Below are 24250 nucleotides of genomic sequence, written 5' to 3' on the forward strand. Positions count from 1 at the left end.
CGAAACATTTGTAAAGGGAATACACGAAATTTAACATTAAATTTACAAACGGGAACTTATAATTTTCTTGTCCTCTTTGAATAGCTGATTTACTATTAGAAGGTATAAAGGAGAATGGTTCATGAGTAAAACCCAACTACTTATAAAAAGCTGTTATCATTTCAAACTGGTCAGTGCTTTTCGATTCCAACCAATAGGAAAGGCAATTGGCTATCTGTTTTTTCTCAGTTTAATCGTACTTTTTCCTGTACTCATCAGTATGTTATTGACAACACTCTTTGGGGGTGAGTCAGGAAGTATCATGAAAGGAATCTCCGGCGGGGTTTTTACTATCATCTTCCTGCCTTTTATCTATTTACTGATTTCTTTCTTATTATTCTGTACTGCAAGTATATTGGCAGGTATCGGACTGATTTACAAAACAGTTGTAAATAAACGGACAGATTTCAAGCAGCTGTGGAATATGAGCACCCTTGCAATTACAGCACCGACCCTTCTATTAGTCATGATCGAATCTTTTATATGGTCCGCATCCCAAATCGCATGGTTATATTTCCTTGCCAGCATTGTTCTTCTTTTTGTAAGTATGCGTTATCTGCCGAACATGAAATGACCCGCCTATGGAAAAGGCGGGTCATTATGTTTTCTCTTCATTTATTTTCTTTGCTACTAAAATTTTCGTACCATCGACGGCTTCCACAATAATAGAAGCTCCACGTTCTATCCACTGTCCATTAGAAACGGCACTATAATTTTTCCCGTCTATATTTATGGTGCCAACCGGACGCATATCCGTCTGTGCAATCCCTTCCTCATTCAGCAGGTTGCGATACGTTTCATTCATTGTATTATAGCCTGCTTCTGTTGATAACTGGTCAATTAAGGTTATTTTGGACCACATATCTCTACGCTTAAATGCTTTTAAGAAAAACAAGGAGCTTGCAGAACCCAATATTACCCCTATTATTCCGTACAGTCCGGCCACCCAGTTAGGAGAGCTGAAACCGACAGCAATGATCATACAAACCCCACCGATGGTAGCCAAGGTCCCATCATTAATAAGTTTGCCATCTATAATAATCAAAATAAGACCAATCAGGTAAATGAACATCATAATAATAAACATGCTTGGGGAAAGAAAGGAATAAAAATAAACGGTGATGAACCCTAAACCTACAATTCCAAAGATTCCACGTGCATTGACAAGCAACTCCCCAATCAAAAATAAGGTCCCTAAGAATGTAATAACAAAGCTGACCCAATCATATTGTAAAATTCCCACTTCATCACGCCCTCTCCATACTATATAGATATATACGAACCAACTTTAATTTTGTTTCAAACAAGGAAACTTTTTATTCAAAGGCGAATAGTACATATATATCTTCTTTGGGGGTGGCCTGTTGTATGAAAAAGTTCGGTTTATTTATCTTTATCTTACTGCTTTTAGTTAGTTTATACAAAGACTTGACTGTTGGCACAACAATAGTGCGACCTGAAACCGAAAAAAAGCCTGCAAGTATTGAGCCCCCTCCGCCTTCACAAGCTGAAATTCTCGATCCACCGCTCCGTTACGAACAGCAAGTGCCAGTGAAGGTGAAAACTGGCGATACGGTCCTTTCTATTATGGAACAGCTCCACAACGGGGACTATCACCATTCTATAGAAGATATGCTTCATGACTTTCAACAATTGAATCCGGGGACTGAGCCTTCTTCTCTCTCTATCGATAAAGTTTATTACTTTCCCTTATACGAAAATGAACAGGCAGAAAGATAATCTAAGTAATCTTACTTCTCATTTTAAACTTTAGGCCTTATAATAAAGGATGGTGTTATAGTAATCCGGCTTGTCGCCGGTAGATTACTACGAAAGTCTTTGACTTAATTCCATTGATAAAGGTAAACTTTCTTGAAGGATAGAGGATTACTCTTCAATGTGAACAAACAAAGGAGCGTTTCACTTATGGCAATTACGCATAGAAAAGATACCCGGCCAGTCAGAGTCGGCGATTTGATAATTGGTGGATCAGACCAGGTAGTAGTACAATCCATGACCACCACCAAAACGCATGATGTAGAGGCTACCGTAAATGAAATACATCGCCTGGAAGAAGCCGGCTGTCAAGTTGTAAGGGTTGCATGTCCGGATGATCGAGCTGCTGACGCCATCCCGGAAATTAAAAAACGCATTAACATCCCTCTTGTTGTCGACATTCACTTTGATTATAAAATGGCCTTAAAAGCCATTGAGGGTGGAGCAGATAAAATCCGAATCAACCCTGGTAATATCGGTCGCAGGGAAAAGGTGGAAGCCGTAGTAAATGCTGCTAAGAGAAAAGGAATCCCTATTCGAATTGGGGTCAATGCTGGTTCCTTAGAGAAGCATATTTTGAAGAAATATGGCTATCCAACCGCTGATGGAATGGTGGAAAGTGCCTTACATCATATCAAGATTCTTGAAGACCTTGATTTTCATGACATCATCGTTTCTCTAAAAGCATCCGATGTTCAGTTGGCAATCGAAGCATACACGAAAGCTGCGGAAGCGATCAAATATCCACTCCACTTAGGAATCACAGAATCCGGCACGCAATTTGCCGGCACTGTCAAAAGTGCTGCAGGTTTAGGAGCTATTTTAAGCAAAGGTATTGGCAGTACACTACGAATTTCTCTTAGTGCGGACCCTGTAGAAGAAGTGAAGGTCGGTCGTGAACTGCTCAAATCATTTGGCCTTGCTGCTAATGCAGCTACTCTTATTTCCTGTCCTACTTGCGGACGGATTGAAATTGATTTGATTTCCATTGCAAATGAAGTTGAAGAATATATTCAAACCATTAAAGCCCCTATAAAAGTAGCTGTATTAGGCTGCGCAGTCAATGGACCTGGTGAAGCACGTGAAGCGGATATTGGTATTGCCGGTGCGCGAGGAGAAGGATTATTGTTCCGTCATGGCGAAATCATCCGAAAAGTACCAGAGGATATTATGGTTGAAGAATTGAAAAAAGAAGTCGATAAACTAGCGGAAGAACATTACAAAAAGCAAAAACAGGAAGCATAAAAAAAGTGAGCCCAAACGGGCTCACTTTTTTTATTATACTAAAACGGGCTGAAGAACAGGGACAAGAGGATGGACGCCACACCAATGAAGATAGCTGTATTTCCCAAGGTTTCTGCCCCTCGTTTTCTGGAGATGAAACCAAGTACAATCCCTGCTCCTCCTAAAAGGATGGGAGCAAAAAATAGAGACAATCCAGCAAGGATTAATGCTAACCAGCCCATACCGGATTTCACTTCTGTTTGCATTTCTGTCTCTTGTTCTTCAGATTTCATAACTTCATTCGGGTTCATCGCCATTTCCTGGGCGAATTCTTCCTCATATTCCTCTTCCCGATAAGGCTCGTCATGATAAACAAGTCCTTGTTTTTCTTCCTGCCTGTGGTCATCTCCATAATGAGGTGCTTTTTCCACCTCATCATAGGTTGAGCGCTTATTGGAATCATCCATGCTGACACCCTCACTTTCTTTATGGAGATTCCTTTATATTGTTTGCAGGCAGCACTTGAACTTACACGGTAAATATTACAAAAGCCCTTATAAGCTCATTACTTATAAAAAAGCTTGGCGTATCATCGCCTGTTTATCAATTTTAAATACTTTTTTTAAAATAAAAAAGACCGGGAAAACCTACGAAGGTTCCCGGACTTAGCTGTTAATTTGCAGATGCGAAAGTAGGGTGAGTTTCTGCATTTTCTTGAATTTCAACAGCATACCAGCTTCTGGCGTGGCCATTCTCTTTTTTGTAATTTTCTAACCCACCTACGCCTCGATGGTAAGCGGTCAAGGCTTCATTCCAATTTCCATATTTTTCGTGAAGATAATCCAGGTAGATAAGGGATAATTGCATGGAATAATATGGGTCGAACAGTAATTCATCTTCATAAGGCAGTCCGCCCATTTCCGCAATCCATGGTGCCGTATTTTTCATGAATTGAGCCATGCCATAAGCTCGTCCATATTTTGTTGATGGACCGACCAATTCAGGATTAAAAGTTCCTCCTGTCTCCACGTTCAAAAGTTCATATACTAAAAATGGATCGATTTCGTAACGCTCTGATTCTCGAACGAGGAACATAGCCCATGACTTCTTAAATCTTCCTTCACTTTCTTTCACTAACCTATCCGCGTTTATCTCCAGCTCCTGCCATTTATAATGACCTTCTTCTAATTTCTGTGACTTTTTTGGCGGAGCAGACTTGGCACTATCTGCAACAATTCTCTCTTCTTCCGTTTTCCTGTCATTTTCTTCTGCAGTTGTTTTAGTATCTGCTTTGATTATATGGAGAACAAAAAAGAATAAACCGACAAGCAACACGGTCGCTCCGAATTTAAAGACCTTTTTTATTGATAGCATGATTTCACTCCTTACGATGAGTCACTGGCTGATTCGATAAGAACAATAGATATTTGGACTCACCAAACGATACTAACGGACTAGTTATGAGAAAGCAATTCAAATACACTACATTCCTGAACTTACCATTCACGTTTCCATTATGTAGGAATACGGTGTAAAGAGTATAACCCTCAAGGAGGCGGTCCGCCGTATGAAAAAAGAGATGGCACAACATATAGTTACCCAAAAATTGAAGCAGCTAACCGTAAAAGACATTATTAAATATAGCAATATGTACCAAATAGATATTAGTCATCAGGAAGCAGAGGATATCATCAAGGAATTGAAAAGTAATAAACTGAACCCTTTAGATAGTAATGAGCGTTTAATGATGCTGAAAAAATTAGCAGCCATCACCAGTCGTGATACAGCTAATAAAGTAAATCGTATATTAAATCAAATCGCCAAAGAATATGGAGTCAGTCATTTACTTAAGTAAAAAAATCACGCTCTCCTTTTTTAAAGGAGAGCGTGGTTTTTATTGCTGCACGATCTTTTCTTTTAACTCTTCATCGAATTTCTTAGCTTTTAACATTTCAATTTCAAATTTATACGGAGGCTTTTTATTTTTCTTATCTTCGCCTACGTATGGAGTCTCCAGTATTTTCGGCAGTTCTTGTAACTGCGGATGATGGACAACGTAACTTAGTGCATCGAAACCGATGTGACCAAAGCCGATATTTTCATGACGGTCTTTCGCGGCTCCGCGCTCGTTTTTACTATCATTGACATGGATGACTTTTAGGCGGTCGAGACCGATGATTTTATCAAACTCTTCCAGTACCCCATCAAAATCATTTATGACATCGTAACCTGCATCATGAATGTGACAAGTATCCAGACAAATAGATAATTTATCGTTGAGATCGACTCCATCAATGATCTTAGCTAACTCATCAAAAGTTCTTCCACATTCCGATCCTTTACCAGCCATCGTCTCTAAAGCGATTTGAGCCTTTTGATCTTTATGCAGAACTTCATTTAAACCAGAAATGATTTTATCTATCCCTTGCTCTGCTCCTGCCCCTACATGAGAACCAGGATGAAGAACAATCTGATCAGCACCGATAGCTTCTGTCCGCAGAATTTCATTTCTAAGAAAATCAACGCCTAATTGAAATGTTTCCGGTTTCGTCGTATTGCCAACATTGATAATGTATGGAGCATGGACCACGATATCTGATATTTCATTCGCTTGCATATGCTCCATTCCTGCCTCGATGTTCAGCTCCTCTATTGGTCTTCTCCGTGTGTTTTGAGGAGCACCAGTATAAATCATAAATGTATTTGAGCCATAAGAAGCAGCCTCTTCACTGGCGCCTAATAGCATTTTTTTCCCCTTCATGGAAACGTGTGAACCTATTTTAACCATTAACAACGACACCTCTGCAATTTATATTATTTCTTTTTAAAATTATTTCTCTTTAACTTTTTCATATTTTTTTCTGCTTGTCTTTTCATTTTCTTTTTATAGCCAGGCTTCACTTTTTTCGGTTTCTTCACCATATTCCATGCCTGCTTTTCTACCGTTGATTCCTGTGTTTTTTCACGTTTTTGTCGCTCATTGTGCGCTTTTACTTCTTTCCATTCTCCATTACGAATGTCGTAGGAACTGAAGGAAATCCCCTTTTTCTCTAACCGTTGCACTAAAGGAAGATTCTCATCTGTGAACAGATTGATCGCCGTACCTTCAAGTCCGGCACGAGCTGTCCTTCCCACACGATGGATATAGAACTCTTCTTCCTTAGGCATCTGCGCATTGATGACATGACTCACTCCCTGGATATCAATGCCTCGAGAAGCCAGGTCAGTTGCCACGATATACTGATAGCGCAAATTTTGCAATTCCTTTAACATTCTTTTTCTTTCACGCGGAGACAGTCCCCCGTGTAAGACACCGACCTCTAAACCTTTTTCCTGTAATTCACGTACGAGGCGGTCGGCATGTTCTTTTCCATTTGTAAAAATAATCGCCAAATATGGCTGGATCACTTCAGAAATGCTGATGATCATATCTGAAGCAGAGCGGTGACGCAATGGAATCAGCCGATGCTCCATATTAGCCGGAGAAGGCGTTTCATCTTTAATATGGATATAAGTTGGGTTGGAGAGATATTTTTTCAAAAACGGCTGCAAGCGTTCCGGGATAGTAGCTGAGAATACAAGCAGCTGTACCTCCGGACTCATTCGAATCAGAATTTGATCGACATCGTCTATAAACCCTAAGTCCAGCATCAAATCTGCTTCATCAAGTACAAAAGCATTCGCCTGATGCAAATTCAAAGCTTCCTCTTTTACTAAATCCAATATACGACCCGGCGTACCAACGATAATATGCGGGGGTTCCTTTAGTTTTTCCACTGTTTTCTGTTTATCTGTCCCGCCAATCAGAAGCTTGGCTCTCCAACGATGATCCTTCTCGGCGTAGTGGATACTTTTACGGACTTCATCATAAATCTGGATAGCCAGCTCTCTTGTAGGAGCTGTGACAACAAATTGCACATGATTTTTCGTTTCATCTAATTGGTTCAATAGAGGCAGCAAATAGGAATGGGTTTTTCCCGATCCAGTATGGGACTGCCCGATGATGCTCTCCCCGCGCAAAGCTGCAGGTATGACTTTCTGTTGAATCGGAGTCGGTGTGGTAAACCCATATTTAGTAATAATTTCACTGACTACCGGATGGATAGCAAATTGATTGAACTCATGATTTTTCATTTTATTACTCCTTTTTTAGAGACAAGTTCATGATAGATGTAAGCTGAACTTAGTCATTGAAAAAAACTTCCTTCCTCATTATAGTAGACACTGCGCACAATTGCACGTTTCTAAACAGCTCTTCTTTGTCATCTTCCACTTTTCCCTTTATAATGGAATTGATGTCTGGAAGAATTAAGATTTATTTTTAGCAGAGGGGGAACAAACCAGCATGGAAGTAATTAAAATCGCACCGCGTGGTTATTGCTATGGGGTAGTAGATGCCATGGTAATCGCACAAAATGCATCCAAAGACCCCAATTTACCCCGTCCTATCTATATATTGGGTATGATTGTGCATAATTCACACGTAACGGAAGCTTTTAAAGACCAGGGAATCGTTACACTGGATGGAAAAAATCGTTTAGATATATTAGAAGGAATCAATGAGGGCACTGTTATTTTCACAGCTCATGGTGTTTCACCGGAGGTCAAAGAGCGTGCAAAGGACAAAGGGCTTACAGTTCTTGATGCGACCTGCCCTGATGTAACCAATACACACAATTTGATTCGTGACCGTGTAAGCGACGATTATGAAGTCATTTATATCGGTAAGAAAGGACATCCTGAGCCAGAAGGCGCCGTTGGGGTAGCTCCAGGTAAAGTGCATCTCGTCCAAACGGAAGAGGATGTCGAACAGTTGAGTGTTGACCATGATAAGTTGCTGGTGACGAACCAGACTACGATGAGTCAGTGGGACGTTTATGATGTCATGGAAAAGATCAAAGAAAAATATCCCCACGTAGAACTTCATCAGGAGATATGCATGGCAACCCAGGTTCGTCAAGAAGCTGTAGCAGAACAAGCAAAAGATGCAGACCTGACCTTGGTTGTAGGGGATCCGCGAAGTAACAACTCCAATCGATTGGCTCAAGTTTCTAAAGAAATTGCCGGAACGGAGGCTTATCGGATTGCTGATGTAACGGAAATCCAATTAGAATGGCTGCAAGGTGTCGAAAAAGTGGCAGTGACAGCAGGCGCTTCTACACCTACTCCAATAACCAAGGAAGTTATCAAGTTCATTGAACAATACGATACGGAAAACGAAGACACTTGGATTAGAGAATCAAAAGTCGAGCAAAAGAAAATTCTTCCAAAAGTAAAAACGAAGAAGAAGGCCTAAAAAAGGCTGCCGGATGGCAGCCTTTTTTATATGAATTGAAATGGTTCGGTGTTCGCTTCAGAAACATAAACAGTTAACTGATTTTTACTTTGGCTGAACTTTTCATCTAAATAATTTTTAACAGCACCTTTCATCACTTTTTCCACATGGTGACCAGGGTCTACCACATTCAAGCCGATATCCGCTGCTTCTTGAGCGGGGTGGAAAGTCATATCTCCTGTAACGTAAACATCGGCACCTTGCCTTTTGGCATCATAAATGTATTTTTCGCCGCTTCCGCCAAGGATGGCTACTTTTTCAACTTCATCCTGCATGTTACCAATCACACGCAATCCAGGTACATTTAAGCTTTCTTTTACATGCTCTGCAAATTTGCTTAACGTCATTTTTTCATTCAGTACGCCTATTCGACCGATCCCATAGGATTCTCCCTCATTTTCAAGCGTATAGACATCATAAGCCACTTCTTCGTAAGGATGTTCATCTTCCATCGCTTTCAGCACGCCTTTTAAATTCGACTGTGGCAGTAAAAATTCTACTCGTTGTTCTTCTACGATCTCTAATTCCCCAGATTTTCCTATATAAGGATCAGCCGCATCTGTTGGCATAAACCGGCCTTGGCCTGGCATGCTGAAAGAACAATTGCTATAGTCCCCAACATGACCTGCCCCGGCTTCATGCATCGCCCTTCTTACTCCATCTGCATGATCCTCAGGTACAAACACAATTACTTTCACCAATTTATCCTTGCCGGTTTCCAACAGGGGTGTAGTTTTGGTAACCTCTAATGCTTCCGCTAAAGCATCATTCACTCCTCCATCCGCTATATCCAAGTTGGTATGAGCGGCATATACAGCAATGTCATGCTTTATCAACTTTTGTATGACTCTTCCCTTTGGCGTATCCGGGTTGATTTGTCCTAATGGCTTAAAAATGACAGGGTGATGAGAAATAATCAAATCTATCTGCTGTTCCACCGCTTCATCTACCACATTTTCTAAGACATCTAAAGTAACCATTACATTACTGACAGGCTTATTCATTGTTCCAATTTGCAACCCGACCTTATCCCAATCATAGGCGAGATGTTTAGGTGACATTTGTTCGAAAACCTCAACTACTTGTTTAACTGTTACTGTTTCACTCATTCTGCATAACCTCCTCAATCCACTGTATTTCTTGCTCTAACACAGCTATCTTTTTAGTATCTGGTGTTACCGCTTTGTTCATTTCTTCTCTTACATACTCTTTTTTTGCTTTTTCCTCTCTCCATTTTCTTTTAAAAGAATCGTTTTTCTCTTTCAATAAATAGGGACCAAAGTATATTTCCTTAGGGGTATATTTAGCCTGCTCCCCGGCTGCTTGTTTATCAGCAACAATTACTTCATAAATATGGCCAGCTTCTTCTAAAATTTCTTCTGCCATTATCTTATATCTATTATCAGCCAGCCATCTTCGAAGTGATTTTGCATCGACATTTGGCTGAACGACCACACGTGAAACCCGAGATAATTTCCTTTTGCCGGTTTCTAAGATGTTGGTGATCAATGTGCCTCCCATGCCCGCAATAACTACTTGCTCTACTTCGTCTGGCGACAGGACAGACAGCCCGTCCCCTTTTCGAACAGAGATACGATCCGTCAGATCATTCGCTTCCACTTCTTTTTTTGCACTTTGATAAGGTCCATCATTCACTTCACCGGCTACCGCGACTGCTGAGGGGTCCTTTAAGCATACGTAACAAGGAAGGTAGGCATGGTCTGATCCAATATCTGCGAAATGTGCTCCAAGGGGGAGATAGGAGGCTACCACCTGAAGGCGTCTCGATAATAACTTTTCATTCATTTGACTTCCTCTTTTCTATAAAAATAAACGTATTATTCAAAAAAACGTCATATTATCGGGCCAATATAGCAAAATTCTAATACACATTAATCGGAAGAAAATAGACATTCTTAAAGTATTAAAACAACTTGGCTTATCGCCGCCAAGTACTTATGGCCCTTTTTAAAATACAAAAAGAAAAGCCTTCTGAACATTCCAGAAAGCTTTCTTTTATACGTTATTGCTTTTCTGCCAGCCATTCAGCTACAAGGGTAGCTTCTTCACCCTGGGCTTGTCCAGGAGGCATTGCTCCTTTACCGTTAATGATGATTTCTTCAATTTCTTCAGCAGAATATTTACTGCCGATCGTTTCTAATGAAGGACCATTTCCGCCAGAAAGGTCAGAACCATGACATGCAGCACAGCTGTTTTGGAAGACTTCTTCAGGATCAGAGCTTGCTCCCTCTTCCTGCTGCTCTTCTCCATTTTCCCCTTCATTTTGGATGGCTTCATTTTGGCCGATTCCGACCCAAGAAATGATGAACATCGTTAAGATCCCTATAACAGCAATCATTGCAAATGGGATAACTGGATTTCTTTTCATGTGTCCATTTCCTCCTTATGTAGTCCCCTATATATCTTTCTCTAAAATACAAACTATATTTATTTTACTTGAAAAATCTTCTTTAGAAAAGAGCAAACGTGCTAAAAGTTGAAAAACATATATATGAAGGCAGATGCAGAACCAAGAGTTCCAATTATCTTTATGAAAATCACATCTAATTTCCTTCCACCCCAGTACCAAAGGAGACAATGTACCATTACGATGGAAGCAAACAACCAATTGGGTGCCTGCCAAATCGATATAATATGCACATTCCATAACAACAATAGTAACAGACCTATGATTACGTACACAGAAAAATCAATCGACTTTTTATTATATAGATATACAGCGGTTAAGCCTGTGCCTAATACAAATATCGACAAAATGCCTGTTTGCATTATGAAAGCCGTTTCAGTAAAATAAATGACAAGAAATGAGATTAGAAGCATTAAAAAAGCTATCATAACTCTAGTTACTATCATCCACTGGCTGGAACCAGATAATGGTTGGTTCAAACCTTCACCTTGCGTATAAAGAGCAAGCAGGTAATCACAATACGATTCCGGAAGCAATCGATTAGCTTTCCAATATTGTATTTCCTGGAGAATTATTTCTTTACGTTCTTTCGTCATAGCACCACCCCGGTATGGGACTGAATAAAAATTAACTGATTGTCTCTAAGTAACGAAAGCATTCATTTAGCTCATATTTTAACAGCCTATAAAAATAGACCAGGAACAAAATGGTCAGCTCCTGGTCGTGAGAGTAGCATTCTATTCTAAGAAATCTTTCAACCGTTTACTTCGACTAGGGTGACGGAGTTTTCTCAATGCTTTGGCCTCGATTTGACGGATACGTTCGCGGGTGACGCCAAATACTTTTCCGACCTCTTCCAGTGTACGTGTGCGGCCGTCATCCAGCCCAAATCGAAGTCGAAGGACATTTTCTTCGCGGTCCGTAAGTGTGTCAAGAACATCTTCCAGTTGTTCTTTCAAAAGTTCATATGCGGCATGATCGGAAGGTGAGGTTGCTTCCTGATCTTCAATGAAATCGCCAAGATGGGAATCGTCTTCTTCTCCGATAGGAGTTTCTAAGGAAACAGGCTCTTGAGCTATTTTCAAGATTTCTCTTACTTTGTCAGGGGAAAGCTCCATTTCTTCCCCAATTTCTTCAGGAGTCGGCTCCCGGCCAAAGTCTTGCAATAATTGACGTTGGACGCGAATCAGTTTATTGATTGTTTCTACCATATGCACAGGAATACGAATGGTACGTGCCTGGTCAGCAATTGCGCGGGTAATTGCCTGACGGATCCACCAGGTAGCATAGGTACTGAATTTATAACCTTTACGGTAATCAAACTTTTCAACAGCTTTAATCAGCCCCATATTCCCCTCTTGAATCAGATCGAGGAAGAGCATGCCTCTGCCGACATAACGCTTGGCAATACTTACCACCAGACGCAGGTTCGCTTCCGCCAGTTCCCGTTTGGCTTCTTCGTCGCCTTCTTCAATACGCTGCGCTAAATCAATCTCATCTTTCGCGGCCAAAAGGTTGACTCGACCAATTTCTTTCAAATACATTCGTACAGGGTCATTGATTTTGACACCGGGAGGTACACTCAAATCATTTAAGTCAAACTCTTCTTCCTTGTCCAATTGCTGCATATTTGGATCTTCTTCTGAATTACCGATCACCTCGACACCCTGCTCATTGAGGTACTCGTAAAATTCATCCATCTGCTCAGACTCCAGTTCAAAACTGGATAAACGTTCTGCAACTTCTTCGTATGCTAAAACTCCACGCTTTTTACCAATTTCCAGCAACTGTTCTTTTGCCTGGTCAAGCGTAAGTTCATTTTCAGCTTCTTTAGAACGTAATGGCTTATCTGCCATAAGTCCCCCTCCTTCCAACAAATCCCATATCTTTTAGTGCGTACTTCTCAGCTGTCTTTTCAACTGTATTATTTTCATGGCAATCTCTGCTGCCTTGATCGGATCATTCTGCTGCTCTGCCTGTTTTTGTTCTTCCTCTAATGTTCTTATATCAGTTTTATCGCTCTGTTCCGAGCGTATTAAACGGATATAATCATTTATTTCCCTATCGGAAATATCTTGGTTAACAGGCATCATCGCAAGCTTGACTACTAGATTTTTCAAATCAGCATCAGGTAACATTTCAACAAAATGGCTGACATCCGGTTCATTGCCTTCTTCAAAATATGCATAAAGATAAGTGACAATGACCTGATGTTCACTAATATTGAAGCCTCCTCCTAACTCTGCTTGAACTTTATCAGCGACTTGGGGGTTTTTCAACATATATGCAATCAATGCTCTTTCTGCATTATGGAAAGCAGGCAATAATTTGTTTCCACCTGCATGTGCAGAAGTAACATTGGGATTACCACTTTTTCTTTTGGTCCCTCTATTCCCCCACCCATTCTGACTACGGTGGGCTGAGACCTCTTCTTTCAAGGTATCGAGCGATAACTCAAATTCGTTAGCGAGCTCCTTCAGGTAATGTTCTCGTTCAATTGCGTGATCAAGACCAGCAATCTCCTTTACTACTCTTTCTACATATGCAATGCGATCCCCTTCTAAATTAAGGTTATATTGTTTCTTAAGATGACGCATGATAAATGCCAAATAGGTATCGCTTGCTTCGAGAACTTCTCTTCGGAACTTATCGGCTCCGTGGGACTTTATATAATCATCCGGATCCATTCCGTCCGGCAGACGGGCAAGTTTAACAGTACATCCGGAACCTTTCAGTAACCGGGCAGCCTTCATAGAGGCCTCGATACCAGGAGCATCACCATCATAACAAATGACAGCTTCTTCAACATACCTTCGAATAAGGTTCGCCTGGTGTTCGGTAATCGATGTTCCCAATGTTCCTACTCCGTTATAAACACCAGCTTGATAAGCTGCAATAACGTCGATATATCCTTCGAATAAAATAATCGACCCTTGCTTACGAATAGCACTACGGGCTAAGTCAAAATTATAAAGAAGTTTCCCTTTTCGAAATAGCTCCGTTTCAGGGCTGTTCAAATATTTTGGTTCCTGATCGTGGATAGCCCGGCCACCAAAAGCGACTGTTTTCCCTAAATGATTACGAATAGGAAAAATGACGCGCCCCCTGAATCGATCACTGTACTCGCCAGAATCATTGGAACTAAGCAAACCGGCTTTCACCATCAATTGCGGATGATAGCCTTTCTTTTCGAGAAAGCGAACGACGAAATCCTTTGAGTTAGGAGCATAGCCTAACTGAAAACGATCGATCATTTCCTCTGTAAAACCTCTCTCCAATAAATAGTCCAGCCCTTCTTTACCCTCTTTTGTATGCTTTAATAAATGATGGTAAAGTTTGCTCAACCATTGATGAGCTTCTAATACCTTTTGAGCTTCTTCATTTTCAGGTCCAGAATTCTCCTGATTATGCGACAACTCCTCAGGAAGTTGATATCCCACCTTATCAGCAAGATGTTTAACAGCTTGAAGGAATTCATACCCCTCAAGCTCCATCAGGAAGGTGATAGCATTGCCGCCTTTTCCACAACCAAAACAATGGAAAATTTGTTTATCTGGAGAAACAGAAAAAGAGGGAGTGTTTTCCCCATGGAAAGGACATAATCCAAAGTAATTCCTTCCCTGTTTCTTCAATTGTACATATTCACCTACAACATCGACGATATCATTGGATTTGCGAATTTCATCTATCGTTTCTTCTGGAATATGTCCAGCCATAACTATCACCGTATTTTAGAAATTATTCGATACTCATCAATGAATACCTTCATGTTTTGACAAAAAATCATCCAGTACTTTCTGGAATGTCTGACGGTCCTGATCAAGTAGAGGCGGTGGCCCTTTCAGACGACTTCCCCTCTTTTGGTTCTTTTGTCTTAAATGTTTCCGTAACATTATTTCATCCGCATCCGCCTCTTCAATGAGTTTACCTCGTGGGGTTAGTGCATAAACACCTCTTGATGTTAGCAGTACGGCGAATGATAAATCTTGCGTTATAACAATATCTCCCTGCTTTACCCGATTAAGGATAAAAAGGTCTACAGCCTGATCGGTGTCATCAATGATTTTCCAATCACTGTATTCCGAATGTGGGCTATAGTGATTAATAGTAGCTACATATTGTGGGATGATAGAGTGATCGTAACAGACCTGATCAATCTCCCCTTTGACAGGACAGCTATCGGCATCGACATATACAGCGGGTTTATTTTGCAACATTATCATAGATTCTACAAGTGTTCGTAAAATCCTCCTATTTTATCAATGTTTTACTTTTCAGAATTGTTTTGGTGACAACGATAGTTTAGCTACCATACATTTTTACACAAAAACATATTATAATACATATTTTTAGCAATTGCTATAGTTTTTTTCATTTTTAAGCTTTTTTCCTCTTCAAGGAAAAAATCGCGCCACTATCCTATTGGCGCGATTCTTCTTTTATTGAGATGAAAATAATTTATCTCCGTTTCAGCTTGCTTAAAATAACATTGGCTGTTTCTTCGACCGCTTTGTGCGAGACATCAATGACATCACAACCTATACGCTCTACCACTTCATTGAAGTGATTCAATTCTTGTTTGATTCTTTCCATATTGGCATAGCTCGCCTGATCTCCGAGGCCAAGTGCTTTGAGACGTTCTTTGCGGATATCATTCAGTTTTTCCGGGCTGATTTTCAGTCCTATGCATTTGTCCCTATCAACATGAAACAATTCTTCCGGCGGTTCTACCTCCGGAACAATCGGTACGTTTGCCACTTTCAGACGCTTATGTGCCAGGTATTGTGATAAAGGGGTTTTAGATGTCCGGGAGACACCGATGAGAACAATATCAGCACGTGAGATTCCTCGAGGGTCTCTTCCGTCGTCGTAACGTACGGCAAATTCAATAGCTTCCACCCTTTTGAAATAGTCTTCATCCAGTTTATGGACAAGACCAGGCTCCATCCTTGGTTTTGCTTCGAAGAAGCGTTCCATGCTTTCCATCATCGGGCCCATGATATCAATACACTCTAAATTATATTCTTGCGCTTTACTCAACAAGTGATCCCTTAACTCCGGGCGGACCAGTGTAAAACCAATCAATGCTTGTTTCTCTTTAGCCTGCAATACTGTTTCGTTAAGTGTTCCCTCGTCTTCTACATAAGGTATTCGCTGAATCTCATAAGGGCCGTCATCGAATTGACTCAATGCTGCTTTTACAACTAACTCAGCTGTTTCCCCTACCGAATCAGAAATCACAAATATCAATGGTTTCTCCATCCCAATCCCTCCTATTTGTCAGAGCGGAAAGCTTATAAATGTTCGTCTCGCCCTAGTCCAACTAATGCTTTGGTCATATTTGTTTTTGTGATCCGACCGATGACTTCCAGCCCATCATCCACATCTTTTACGATCGGCAAACCATCAATTTGTTTGTCAATCAATTTTTGGGCGGCATCAAGCAATAGATCATCCTTCCGGCACACGGTAATGTTCGGCATACGCGTCATAATAATATGAACCGGTATGGAATTAAGATCCTGGTTTCCTATACTCGCTCTTAATAAGTCTTTTCTTGATAATACTCCTAATAGCATGGACTTATTATCGACTACAAATAAAGTGCCAACATCTTCAAGGAACATGGTGCAAATGGCGTCATAAACTGATACATCCTCTTCCACTACAATCGGTATCGATTGGTATTCATGCACCTTGAATTTTTTAAGTTTTTCCGTCAATAATTCCGAACCTGTTTTACCTGTAAAAAAATAACCAACTCTCGGACGAGCATCTAAAAAACCTGCCATCGTCAAAATAGCTAAATCAGGCCTGAGAGTTGCTCTGGTCAATTCCAATTGATCCGCTATATTTTCACCTGTTATCGGTCCGTGCTCTTTTACTATCTCAATAATTTGTTCTTGTCTGCTGGAAAGCTCCATTCTTTCATCACCCCGATCACTGACTGTGACATACTATTCAACTATTATAGCTCATTTTTCCTAACGGGTAAAAGAAGGCGCCTTAGTATTGTTGTTTCCATTGGACAGCATTCAAATCAGCAAACGCGTATATTTCGGTGGCTATCAAATTCAACAGTCCCAAACGGTTTTCCTTGATTTTCGCATCTTCAGCCATCACCATCGTATGATCAAAGAAATTATGAATCGGATCAGCAAGCATTCCTAACGCTTTCAATGCTTGTACTGCATCATGCCGGGATAACGAAGCAGCATACTCCTGCTTAACTTCCAGGTAGGTGTTGTACAGCGTTTGCTCGGTTTCGTTCTCAAAAAGCTCCGTATCAACTTCCATTACATTTGTTTTTTTAGCCAAGTTTAACACTCGGCCTAACGCTTCATGGGTCGATTTAAAACTTTCATCATTCCGCTTAGATGCCAACAACTTCGCCTTTTCCTTGGTAAATGGTACGTGTTTAATTCCATTCGCAAGTACCGCCTCTACGATATCAGGCTCTACTCCTTCTTCCTTAAGAAGGTAACTTGCCCGGATGTGGAAGAACTCATTAAGGTCCTGTACGACTTCTTCCTCTGACCGATTTGGCAGACCAAGGCTGATATAAAGTTTAACTGCTGAGTTCACGAGGGTTTCCAATTGAATATCCCAAGCTTGCTTATCTAACATTTGCAGGATGCCGATTGCTGATCTGCGCAGACCGTATGGATCCTGAGAGCCTGAAGGAATGATACCAATCGAAAAACACCCGACTATCGTATCCAGTTTATCAGCGATACTTACGACAGTACCTGGGATAGATTTTGGCAATTCCCCGTTAGCATGACGAGGCATATAATGTTCATTGATAGCCTGGGCTACTTCCTCGTCCTCTCCAAATATCCTTGCATACTTTTCCCCCATAATACCTTGCAGCTCAGGAAATTCACCCACCATATGAGTGACAAGGTCAAATTTGCTTATTTCCGCCGTACGCAGCACTTGCTTTTTAATAGCGGGCTGCAACTTCAAATGGTCGCTGAGCGCATCAGCCAGCTTGATCGTACGTTGGACTTTATCTGCTATCGTTCCTAAATCCTCCTGGAAAACCATTCGTGATAATTTGTCGAGATTTTTTTCTATGGAAGCTTTTTGATCTTCCTCATAGAAAAAACGTGCATCAGCTAATCTTGCTTTCAATACTTTTTCATTGCCCCGTGCTACATTATCCAAATGTTTCTCATCACCATTTCTTACGGCAACGAAGAATGGCAGTAATTCTCCAGTCTTAGCTCTAACAGGAAAATAGCGTTGATGCTCTTTCATAGAAGTTATCAGTGCTTCTTCTGGTACGATAAGAAAATCTTCGCTGTACTCACCGTAAAAAACAGTTGGATATTCTACCAGGTGCGTTACTTCACTGAGTAAATCTTCATCTACAAGAATATTCCAGTTTTTCTCTTGTGCCAGTTTTTCTATTTGCGTGGCAATCATTTCTTTCCTCATAGCAACATCGACGATGACATACTGTTCTTGCAAAACCATTTCATATTCATCCGCATGCTCTACTTCAACCTTCTCACCGAGAAAACGGTGGCCGTATGTGCTCTTGCCAGTCTGGACATCCTCAATGGAAAATGGAATCACTTCATCATTATAGAGGGCTGCCAGCCAGCGGATTGGGCGGGCATAGCGCAGTTGCCTGCTTCCCCAGCGCATATTCTTTGGAAAGTTCAAGGAAAGGATAAGATCACTAAATTGACTAAGCAAATTCTTCGTTGGCTCTCCTTCCGTATATTTATTGACATGGACATATTCCGTCCCTTTTATTTCTTTGAAATAAATATCGTCCACACCTTTACCTTGTCCTTTAGAGAAACCAATTGCTGCTTTTGTCCAATTGCCCTCCTCATCTATTGCTATCTTTTTTGCTGGGCCTTTTGCTTCTTCTTCGATGTCCGGTTGTTTATCTGCCAAGCCTTCAACCTTAACAGTCAGACGTCGCGGTGTAGCCATCGTAGCAATGGTGTCATAAGGAAGGCGTAAATCGTCCAGCCATTGCTTTGTCTTTTCTTCTAATTGAACCAGTGCATCATCTATAAAGCGAGCTGGCAACTCTTCTAATCCGACCTCAAATAATACTGTATTACTCATGAGACGCATCCTCCTTACCTTTCAACATAGGAAAGCCTATCCGTTCCCGTTCTTCCACATACGTTTTAGCAATTTTGCGTGCCAGATTTCTGACGCGAGCAATATAACCGGTACGCTCTGTTACCGAAATTACTCCTTTAGCATCTAATAAATTGAACGTATGGGAGCATTTAAGCACATAATCATAAGCCGGGAATACAAGGCCGAGCTCCATCGCACGTTCGGCTTCTTTTTCATATACGCTGAACAAGTTAAATAGCATATCACTGTCAGACGATTCAAAAGTGTACTTGGAATGTTCATATTCTGGTTGCGAAAATATATCCCCGACAGTTACACCATTCGTCCATTCAAGCTCAAAAACATTTTCTTTATCCTGGATATAGGAAGCTAATCGCTCTAACCCATAAGTTATTTCTGCAGAGACTGGTTTCGCTTCAAGTCCGCCTATTTGCTGGAAATAGGTGAACTGGGTAATCTCCATTCCATCCAGCCATACTTCCCAGCCTAAACCAGCGGCACCAAGCGTCGGATTTTCCCAGTTATCTTCCACAAACCTGATATCATGCTTCAACGGATCTATTCCTAAAGCTTTAAGAGAATCTAAGTATAATTCCTGGATATTGTCAGGAGAAGGCTTCATGATCACCTGGAATTGGTGATGCTGGTATAGCCGGTTCGGGTTTTCCCCATATCTGCCATCCGCAGGTCTTCGTGAAGGTTCTACATAGGCGACGTTCCAAGGCTCTGGACCAAGACTGCGTAATAACGTCATAGGAGACATCGTCCCTGCTCCCTTTTCTACATCATAAGCCTGCATTAACAGGCACCCTTGGTTTGACCAATGTTTTTGTAATGTCAGTATCATATCTTGTATGTTCATATTTTCTTCCCTCCAGTAGATGAATGTCCTTTCCAAAACAAAATACAAGCACTTTGTCTATGAGACATTAAAAAATCTCGTCCCTATGTCACTGACTGTGACATAGGGACGAGATTTTCCCGCGGTTCCACCCTATTTGCTTCCTTTTTTATCTAAGGAAGCCGCTTTGAAAAGCTGCTCAGGAATGCCTTCTCTATCTCTTCAACACCTGCCTCACACCATCACAGGCTCGCTTAAGTCCAGGGGGATAGGTACTACTTTCCTTCTACGCACAAGTTTAATTGGTAATAGCATCATACTTGATAGCTTACTACTTTGTCAATCTTCTGGTTTAAAAAGGTCCAGCTGCTTCAGGAATTTCTTTGACTTGATATAATAACCACCATAATAATCATAATAAGCATCCATCAGCCGCCGTATTTTACGCTTATTTTCTTCTTTTATAGTGATATTACCCACTCGTGCAACATCTACATGGGCAAATAAACGGAGCAAACTTGCCATTTTTTCAGTGAGCCCGTATGCTTCCGGGTCTATATGTTTACAGCGGAAACATAAAAAGCCCCCTTCTTTTACAGAAAAGGAGAAGGGGCCATTTTCGTTGCTGCAATTCACACAAACTTCAAGCTGAGGAGCGAACCCTGCTTTTTTGTATAATTTAAGTTCATACATCATGGTCAATATTTCCGGATCCTTATCCTCTGTAATCCAAATCAACGTTTGAAGAAATTGTTGGAACAAAAATGGATCCGGCTGCTTATCTTCCACCATTTTATCTGTCATTTCTGCCAAATAAGCTGCATAAGCTGTTTTGATAATATCTTCACGTACTCCCCTCAGCGAGGAAATAACTTCTCCCTGACTGAGAGAACCGAGATTTCGTCCTGTTTGTACCAAATAATGCCCGTGTATAAACGGCTGGGTAATAGAAGCCATCCTGCTTTTAGGCTTCTTTGCTCCTTTAGCCATGATACCGAATTTACCTTTTTCCCTGGAAAAAAGAGTAACGATTTTGTGAGTTTCCCCATACTCTTTTGTTCGTAGGACGATTCCCTCGACTTTTTCAAACAATGCTGTCACCTTTTCTAATTCTACATATTGGATTCAGTTCCAGAAACCGTTTCACTTTCCTGAGGCTCTTCTTCGTTTAACGCTTGTTTTTCCATCTCTTTCATGAGTAAGTAGGTTTCTATGTTTCCTGTTTGACTAAAAACTTTCCATGGCAAGTCGACCACAAGAAACACCGCCTTTCAAGTTAGTTATTCATTCAAAAATAACGTCACATTCTTAGGATGCTCCCAACAAGCTTAAGCATGAATATTAAATTTTACCAGAACCTAATATTCATCATCTTTGTAGCCATACTCATTCAACTGAAGCTGACGGTTGCGCCAATCTTTCTGTACCTTCACCCACAAATCCAGGAAAACTTTTGTACCTAATAATGCCTCAATATCTTCCCTGGCCCGTTGTCCTATTTCCTTCAGCATCTTGCCTTGTTTCCCGATGATAATACCTTTTTGAGAAGGGCGTTCAATAATAAGCGTAGCCTGGATATAAACCGTTTCTGATTGTTCACGATGCTCTATTCCATCAATCACCACCGCAATAGAATGAGGAACTTCTTCTCTAGTCAGATGGAGTGCTTTTTCCCGAATCATCTCGCTAATAATAAACCTTTCCGGATGATCGGTAATCTGATCCTCAGGATAATATTGCGGTCCTTCAGGCAGCTGCTGCTTTAATACATCTAATAAATGAGTGACATTGTTCCCTTCTAATGCCGAAATAGGGATGATTTCTTTGAAGTCATACATTTCCCGGTACTGATCGATCAACGGCAATAGATTATCAGGGTGTACCTTGTCAATTTTATTAATAATTAGAAATACAGGCTTATCTACTTTATCCAGGCGATCGATGATGAATTGGTCACCCCGGCCATATCCTTCTTCTGCGTTAATCATGAACATGATAGCATCCACTTCATTCAACGATTGTTCAGCGACTTTTACCATGAAATCCCCAAGTTTGTGCTTAGGTTTATGAATGCCAGGTGTATCAATAAATACGATTTGAGCATCTTCCTCTGTCCATACGCCCTGTATTTTGTTTCTTGTTGTTTGTGGTTTATCACTCATTATGGCAATCTTCTGGCCGATGACTCGGTTCATGAACGTAGATTTTCCAACATTCGGCCTGCCAATAATTGCAATAAAGCCTGACTTGAATGATTTCTCCATAAATTATCCTCCGTTTGTGAATGAGGTGTAGTGTAATAACTATTTTACTATAGATGGATTGTATTTACATATACTCGACAAAAGCTTTCAATCTTTTTCGCTCAAGCGCGCCTTTTCAGAAAAACGCCACTAGTTTCGGAATAAAAATCATTAATCCGATGATCACCGATAATAATGCTGCTATCAATACTGCTCCAGCTGCTATATCCTTTACCATTCCAACAGTTGGATGAATATCCGGCGATAAATGGTCCATTGCTTTTTCTAAACTTGTATTGATCATTTCCATAGTCAAAACCAGCCCGATGACCAATAAAACAATCGCCCATTCCACACGTGAAATTTGCATAATCATGGAACAAACCAGGACGATAGTCGCGATAATCAGATGATACTTCATATTTCGTTCTGTCTTTGTAACTGTAAGTATCCCTCTCCAAGCGTACTTAAACCCTATACCTCTTTTTTTATTCCCGTTCCAACCCGAACTCATTTAAAATATCCTCTTGTCTTTGGAACATTTTCTTTTCATCAGATTCCTCCATATGGTCATACCCTAATAAATGTAAAAAACCATGCAACGCTAAGAAGCCTAGTTCACGTTCCAGGGAATGGCCATATTCTTGTGCCTGTTCCTTTGCTTTATCAACAGATATCACAATATCACCGAGAACTACCGGAATTTCTTCTCCGATCACCCGTACCTCACCTTCTCCTTCTTCTTGCATGGCAAAGGAGATGACATCGGTCGGTGCGTCCTTTTGGCGATAGTTACGGTTTAATATTTGAATTTCTTTGTTATCGACAAAATTCACGGAGATTTCAGCTTCATTTTGGACTTTTTCCTTTTCCCCAGCAAAGCGCAGCAAACGCTGGATCATATCGATATGTCCTTCGTCTATGGTATTTGTCTCATCATGAAAATCAATTTGGATCATTAGTCCGCCTCCTTAATAACGATTTACAACTTAATTTATATTGTGTCCGCCCCACTAATTCTTATTGGTTTTTCTTTAACATGTTCCGCTTTTCCAAAACCATTAAACCTCTGGTGATGTGTTGTTCGGTAGAATTAAATAACTATACGCTCCAGCATTTATCCTACCATAAAAACATGAAAATTCCTGCATCTTAGAAAAACTTGGCTTGTTGCCAAGTACTTATGGCGAAAACCTTAGGGTTTTTATACTTTAGCCCTTTAACAAAGTTTATCTTTTTTAAAGTATAAAATAAGACCCTTGCATCCGGGTCTTATTTGTCTTCCTTCTTCTCTTTTTCTTTTTCATAAGCATCAATAATTCGTTGTACTAATGGATGACGGATAACATCTGTCTGATCAAGATGGATAAATGATGATCCCTTAATCCCTCTTAAACGCAATTCTGCTTCACGAAGGCCTGACCTTACCCCTTTAGGCAAGTCAACCTGTGTAATATCCCCTGTGATAACCATTTTTGACCCAAAACCAAGTCTGGTCAAAAACATTTTCATCTGTTCAGGAGTTGTATTTTGCGCTTCATCCAAAATAGCAAACGCATCATCCAGCGTGCGTCCACGCATATAGGCAAGAGGAGCAATTTCAATCGTTCCCCTCTCAATAAGACGAGCGGTATGTTCTGTCCCTAATACATCATGCAGTGAGTCATAGAGAGGACGAAGATAGGGATCTACTTTCTCTTTTAAATCACCTGGCAAAAAGCCAAGGCTTTCCCCAGCTTCTACAGCCGGACGAGTTAATATAATCCGCTTAACCTGCCCATTCTTAAGGGCATTGACTGCCATAACGACTGCTAAATAAGTTTTACCTGTTCCAGCGGGACCGATACCAAATACTAAATCATTATTACGGATGGCTGCTACGTAACCGCGTTGCCCCAATGTCTTAACACGAATCGATTTACCTTTTGCATTTCGGGTAATTTCATCTTCAAATAAGGCCTCGAACTGGTTGATTTTACCTTTTTTGGCCAGCTCCACAGCATAGACAACATCACGTTCTGTAATCGTCAAACCTTTCCTTATCAGTGCCAACAAAGAAAGCAATACTTCTTCCACAAGCTTAGTTTTATCTCCACGGCCCGAGGCGCTTACATGCTCCCCGCGGGAAATTATAGAAACCTGAAGCTGTTCTTCAATCTGCTTAAGGTTTCGATCTTCTGTTCCAAATAACGCTAATGCTTCTGATGGGTTATCTAGTTGTATATCAATCGTTTTTAAGTCTTCCTGCATAT

Annotated in this window: 27 protein-coding genes and 1 other annotated feature; of the genes, 5 read left to right on the forward strand and 22 right to left on the reverse strand. The window is 40.7% G+C overall.

What is annotated here, in order from left to right; translation table 11 throughout:
• The first annotated feature begins 121 nt into the window (after positions 1-121).
• Positions 122-613, forward strand: coding sequence for a DUF1189 family protein (locus tag FHS45_RS13705; RefSeq protein ID WP_062446757.1), 492 nt, complete (start codon positions 122-124; stop codon positions 611-613).
• Between the two features lie 24 nt (positions 614-637).
• Here FHS45_RS13705 and FHS45_RS13710 read toward each other — a convergent pair whose 3' ends face one another.
• Complete coding sequence (locus FHS45_RS13710; protein ID WP_062446760.1) at positions 638-1282, reverse strand: NfeD family protein; 645 nt, start codon at positions 1280-1282, stop codon at positions 638-640.
• A gap of 125 nt (positions 1283-1407) precedes the next feature.
• On the opposite strand from FHS45_RS13710, the gene FHS45_RS13715 reads away from it, so the two are divergent.
• Together FHS45_RS13715 and ispG are read left to right on the forward strand one after the other, a co-directional pair.
• Complete coding sequence (locus FHS45_RS13715; RefSeq protein WP_062446763.1) at positions 1408-1779, forward strand: type IV pilus assembly protein FimV; 372 nt, start codon at positions 1408-1410, stop codon at positions 1777-1779.
• A 186-nt stretch (positions 1780-1965) separates the two neighbouring features.
• Positions 1966-3060: a flavodoxin-dependent (E)-4-hydroxy-3-methylbut-2-enyl-diphosphate synthase gene (gene ispG, locus FHS45_RS13720; RefSeq protein WP_062446766.1), complete on the forward strand. Its 1095-nt coding sequence runs from the start codon at positions 1966-1968 to the stop codon at positions 3058-3060.
• 38 nt (positions 3061-3098) lie between these two features.
• Here ispG and FHS45_RS13725 read toward each other — a convergent pair whose 3' ends face one another.
• Complete coding sequence (locus tag FHS45_RS13725) at positions 3099-3506, reverse strand: hypothetical protein (RefSeq protein WP_062446768.1); 408 nt, start codon at positions 3504-3506, stop codon at positions 3099-3101.
• A gap of 205 nt (positions 3507-3711) precedes the next feature.
• Positions 3712-4413 (reverse strand): lytic transglycosylase domain-containing protein, encoded by a 702-nt coding sequence (locus FHS45_RS13730; protein ID WP_062446771.1) that lies wholly within the window; start codon positions 4411-4413, stop codon positions 3712-3714.
• Between the two features lie 193 nt (positions 4414-4606).
• Between FHS45_RS13730 and FHS45_RS13735 the strand changes: the two genes are divergently transcribed.
• The gene (locus FHS45_RS13735; protein WP_062446773.1) at positions 4607-4894 is read left to right on the forward strand and encodes a DUF2624 family protein; all 288 of its coding nucleotides are present in this window, start codon (positions 4607-4609) and stop codon (positions 4892-4894) included.
• Positions 4895-4933: 39 nt separating this feature from the next.
• Here the strand turns inward: FHS45_RS13735 and FHS45_RS13740 are convergent, their stop codons facing one another.
• Positions 4934-5827, reverse strand: coding sequence for a deoxyribonuclease IV (locus tag FHS45_RS13740; RefSeq protein WP_062446776.1), 894 nt, complete (start codon positions 5825-5827; stop codon positions 4934-4936).
• Between the two features lie 26 nt (positions 5828-5853).
• Positions 5854-7173 (reverse strand): DEAD/DEAH box helicase, encoded by a 1320-nt coding sequence (locus FHS45_RS13745; protein WP_062446779.1) that lies wholly within the window; start codon positions 7171-7173, stop codon positions 5854-5856.
• A 211-nt stretch (positions 7174-7384) separates the two neighbouring features.
• Here FHS45_RS13745 and FHS45_RS13750 point away from each other — a divergent pair, with 211 nt between their 5' ends.
• On the forward strand, positions 7385-8335 hold the full coding sequence (locus FHS45_RS13750) for a 4-hydroxy-3-methylbut-2-enyl diphosphate reductase (protein WP_062446782.1): 951 nt from the start codon (positions 7385-7387) through the stop codon (positions 8333-8335).
• 26 nt (positions 8336-8361) lie between these two features.
• Here the strand turns inward: FHS45_RS13750 and FHS45_RS13755 are convergent, their stop codons facing one another.
• From FHS45_RS13755 to FHS45_RS13835, 17 genes are all read right to left on the reverse strand, one after another.
• Complete coding sequence (locus FHS45_RS13755) at positions 8362-9483, reverse strand: Nif3-like dinuclear metal center hexameric protein (protein WP_062446784.1); 1122 nt, start codon at positions 9481-9483, stop codon at positions 8362-8364.
• On the reverse strand, positions 9476-10180 hold the full coding sequence (locus tag FHS45_RS13760; RefSeq protein WP_062446787.1) for a tRNA (adenine(22)-N(1))-methyltransferase: 705 nt from the start codon (positions 10178-10180) through the stop codon (positions 9476-9478). Before FHS45_RS13760 ends, FHS45_RS13755 begins: the two co-directional genes overlap by 8 nt.
• A gap of 217 nt (positions 10181-10397) precedes the next feature.
• Positions 10398-10763 (reverse strand): cytochrome c550, encoded by a 366-nt coding sequence (gene cccA / locus FHS45_RS13765; protein WP_062446789.1) that lies wholly within the window; start codon positions 10761-10763, stop codon positions 10398-10400.
• Between the two features lie 101 nt (positions 10764-10864).
• Positions 10865-11398, reverse strand: coding sequence for a hypothetical protein (locus tag FHS45_RS13770; RefSeq protein ID WP_062446792.1), 534 nt, complete (start codon positions 11396-11398; stop codon positions 10865-10867).
• Between the two features lie 141 nt (positions 11399-11539).
• On the reverse strand, positions 11540-12658 hold the full coding sequence (gene rpoD / locus FHS45_RS13775) for an RNA polymerase sigma factor RpoD (protein ID WP_062446794.1): 1119 nt from the start codon (positions 12656-12658) through the stop codon (positions 11540-11542).
• Between the two features lie 33 nt (positions 12659-12691).
• Positions 12692-14518, reverse strand: a complete 1827-nt coding sequence (dnaG, locus tag FHS45_RS13780) for a DNA primase (RefSeq protein WP_062446797.1) — start codon at positions 14516-14518, stop codon at positions 12692-12694.
• Between the two features lie 36 nt (positions 14519-14554).
• Complete coding sequence (locus FHS45_RS13785) at positions 14555-15019, reverse strand: DUF188 domain-containing protein (protein WP_062448006.1); 465 nt, start codon at positions 15017-15019, stop codon at positions 14555-14557.
• 241 nt (positions 15020-15260) lie between these two features.
• Positions 15261-16064 carry a pyruvate, water dikinase regulatory protein gene (locus FHS45_RS13790; RefSeq protein WP_062446800.1) on the reverse strand — a complete coding sequence of 268 codons (804 nt, stop codon included), beginning with the start codon at positions 16062-16064 and terminating at the stop codon, positions 15261-15263.
• Positions 16065-16096: 32 nt separating this feature from the next.
• The gene (gene ccpN / locus FHS45_RS13795) at positions 16097-16726 is read right to left on the reverse strand and encodes a transcriptional regulator CcpN (RefSeq protein WP_062446802.1); all 630 of its coding nucleotides are present in this window, start codon (positions 16724-16726) and stop codon (positions 16097-16099) included.
• A gap of 82 nt (positions 16727-16808) precedes the next feature.
• Positions 16809-18893: a glycine--tRNA ligase subunit beta gene (gene glyS / locus FHS45_RS13800; protein WP_062446805.1), complete on the reverse strand. Its 2085-nt coding sequence runs from the start codon at positions 18891-18893 to the stop codon at positions 16809-16811.
• A complete protein-coding gene (gene glyQ, locus FHS45_RS13805; RefSeq protein ID WP_062446808.1) occupies positions 18886-19776 on the reverse strand; it encodes a glycine--tRNA ligase subunit alpha in 891 nt (296 codons plus the stop codon). Before glyQ ends, glyS begins: the two co-directional genes overlap by 8 nt.
• A gap of 101 nt (positions 19777-19877) precedes the next feature.
• Positions 19878-20053 (reverse strand) — a binding site (T-box leader).
• A 41-nt stretch (positions 20054-20094) separates the two neighbouring features.
• Complete coding sequence (recO, locus tag FHS45_RS13810) at positions 20095-20847, reverse strand: DNA repair protein RecO (protein WP_062446810.1); 753 nt, start codon at positions 20845-20847, stop codon at positions 20095-20097.
• A 20-nt stretch (positions 20848-20867) separates the two neighbouring features.
• A complete protein-coding gene (locus FHS45_RS13815; protein ID WP_082412086.1) occupies positions 20868-21011 on the reverse strand; it encodes a YqzL family protein in 144 nt (47 codons plus the stop codon).
• Positions 21012-21113: 102 nt separating this feature from the next.
• A complete protein-coding gene (gene era, locus FHS45_RS13820; protein WP_062446811.1) occupies positions 21114-22019 on the reverse strand; it encodes a GTPase Era in 906 nt (301 codons plus the stop codon).
• Between the two features lie 115 nt (positions 22020-22134).
• Positions 22135-22512 carry a diacylglycerol kinase family protein gene (locus FHS45_RS13825; protein WP_062446812.1) on the reverse strand — a complete coding sequence of 126 codons (378 nt, stop codon included), beginning with the start codon at positions 22510-22512 and terminating at the stop codon, positions 22135-22137.
• Positions 22487-22954: an rRNA maturation RNase YbeY gene (gene ybeY, locus FHS45_RS13830; RefSeq protein WP_062448009.1), complete on the reverse strand. Its 468-nt coding sequence runs from the start codon at positions 22952-22954 to the stop codon at positions 22487-22489. Before ybeY ends, FHS45_RS13825 begins: the two co-directional genes overlap by 26 nt.
• Positions 22955-23270: 316 nt before the next feature.
• Complete coding sequence (locus FHS45_RS13835) at positions 23271-24248, reverse strand: PhoH family protein (protein WP_062446813.1); 978 nt, start codon at positions 24246-24248, stop codon at positions 23271-23273.
• Between the last annotated feature and the right edge of the window lie 2 nt (positions 24249-24250).

The organism is Thalassobacillus devorans (assembly GCF_011761345.1).
GTDB classification, from domain to species: Bacteria; Bacillota; Bacilli; order Bacillales; family Halobacillaceae; genus Thalassobacillus; species Thalassobacillus devorans.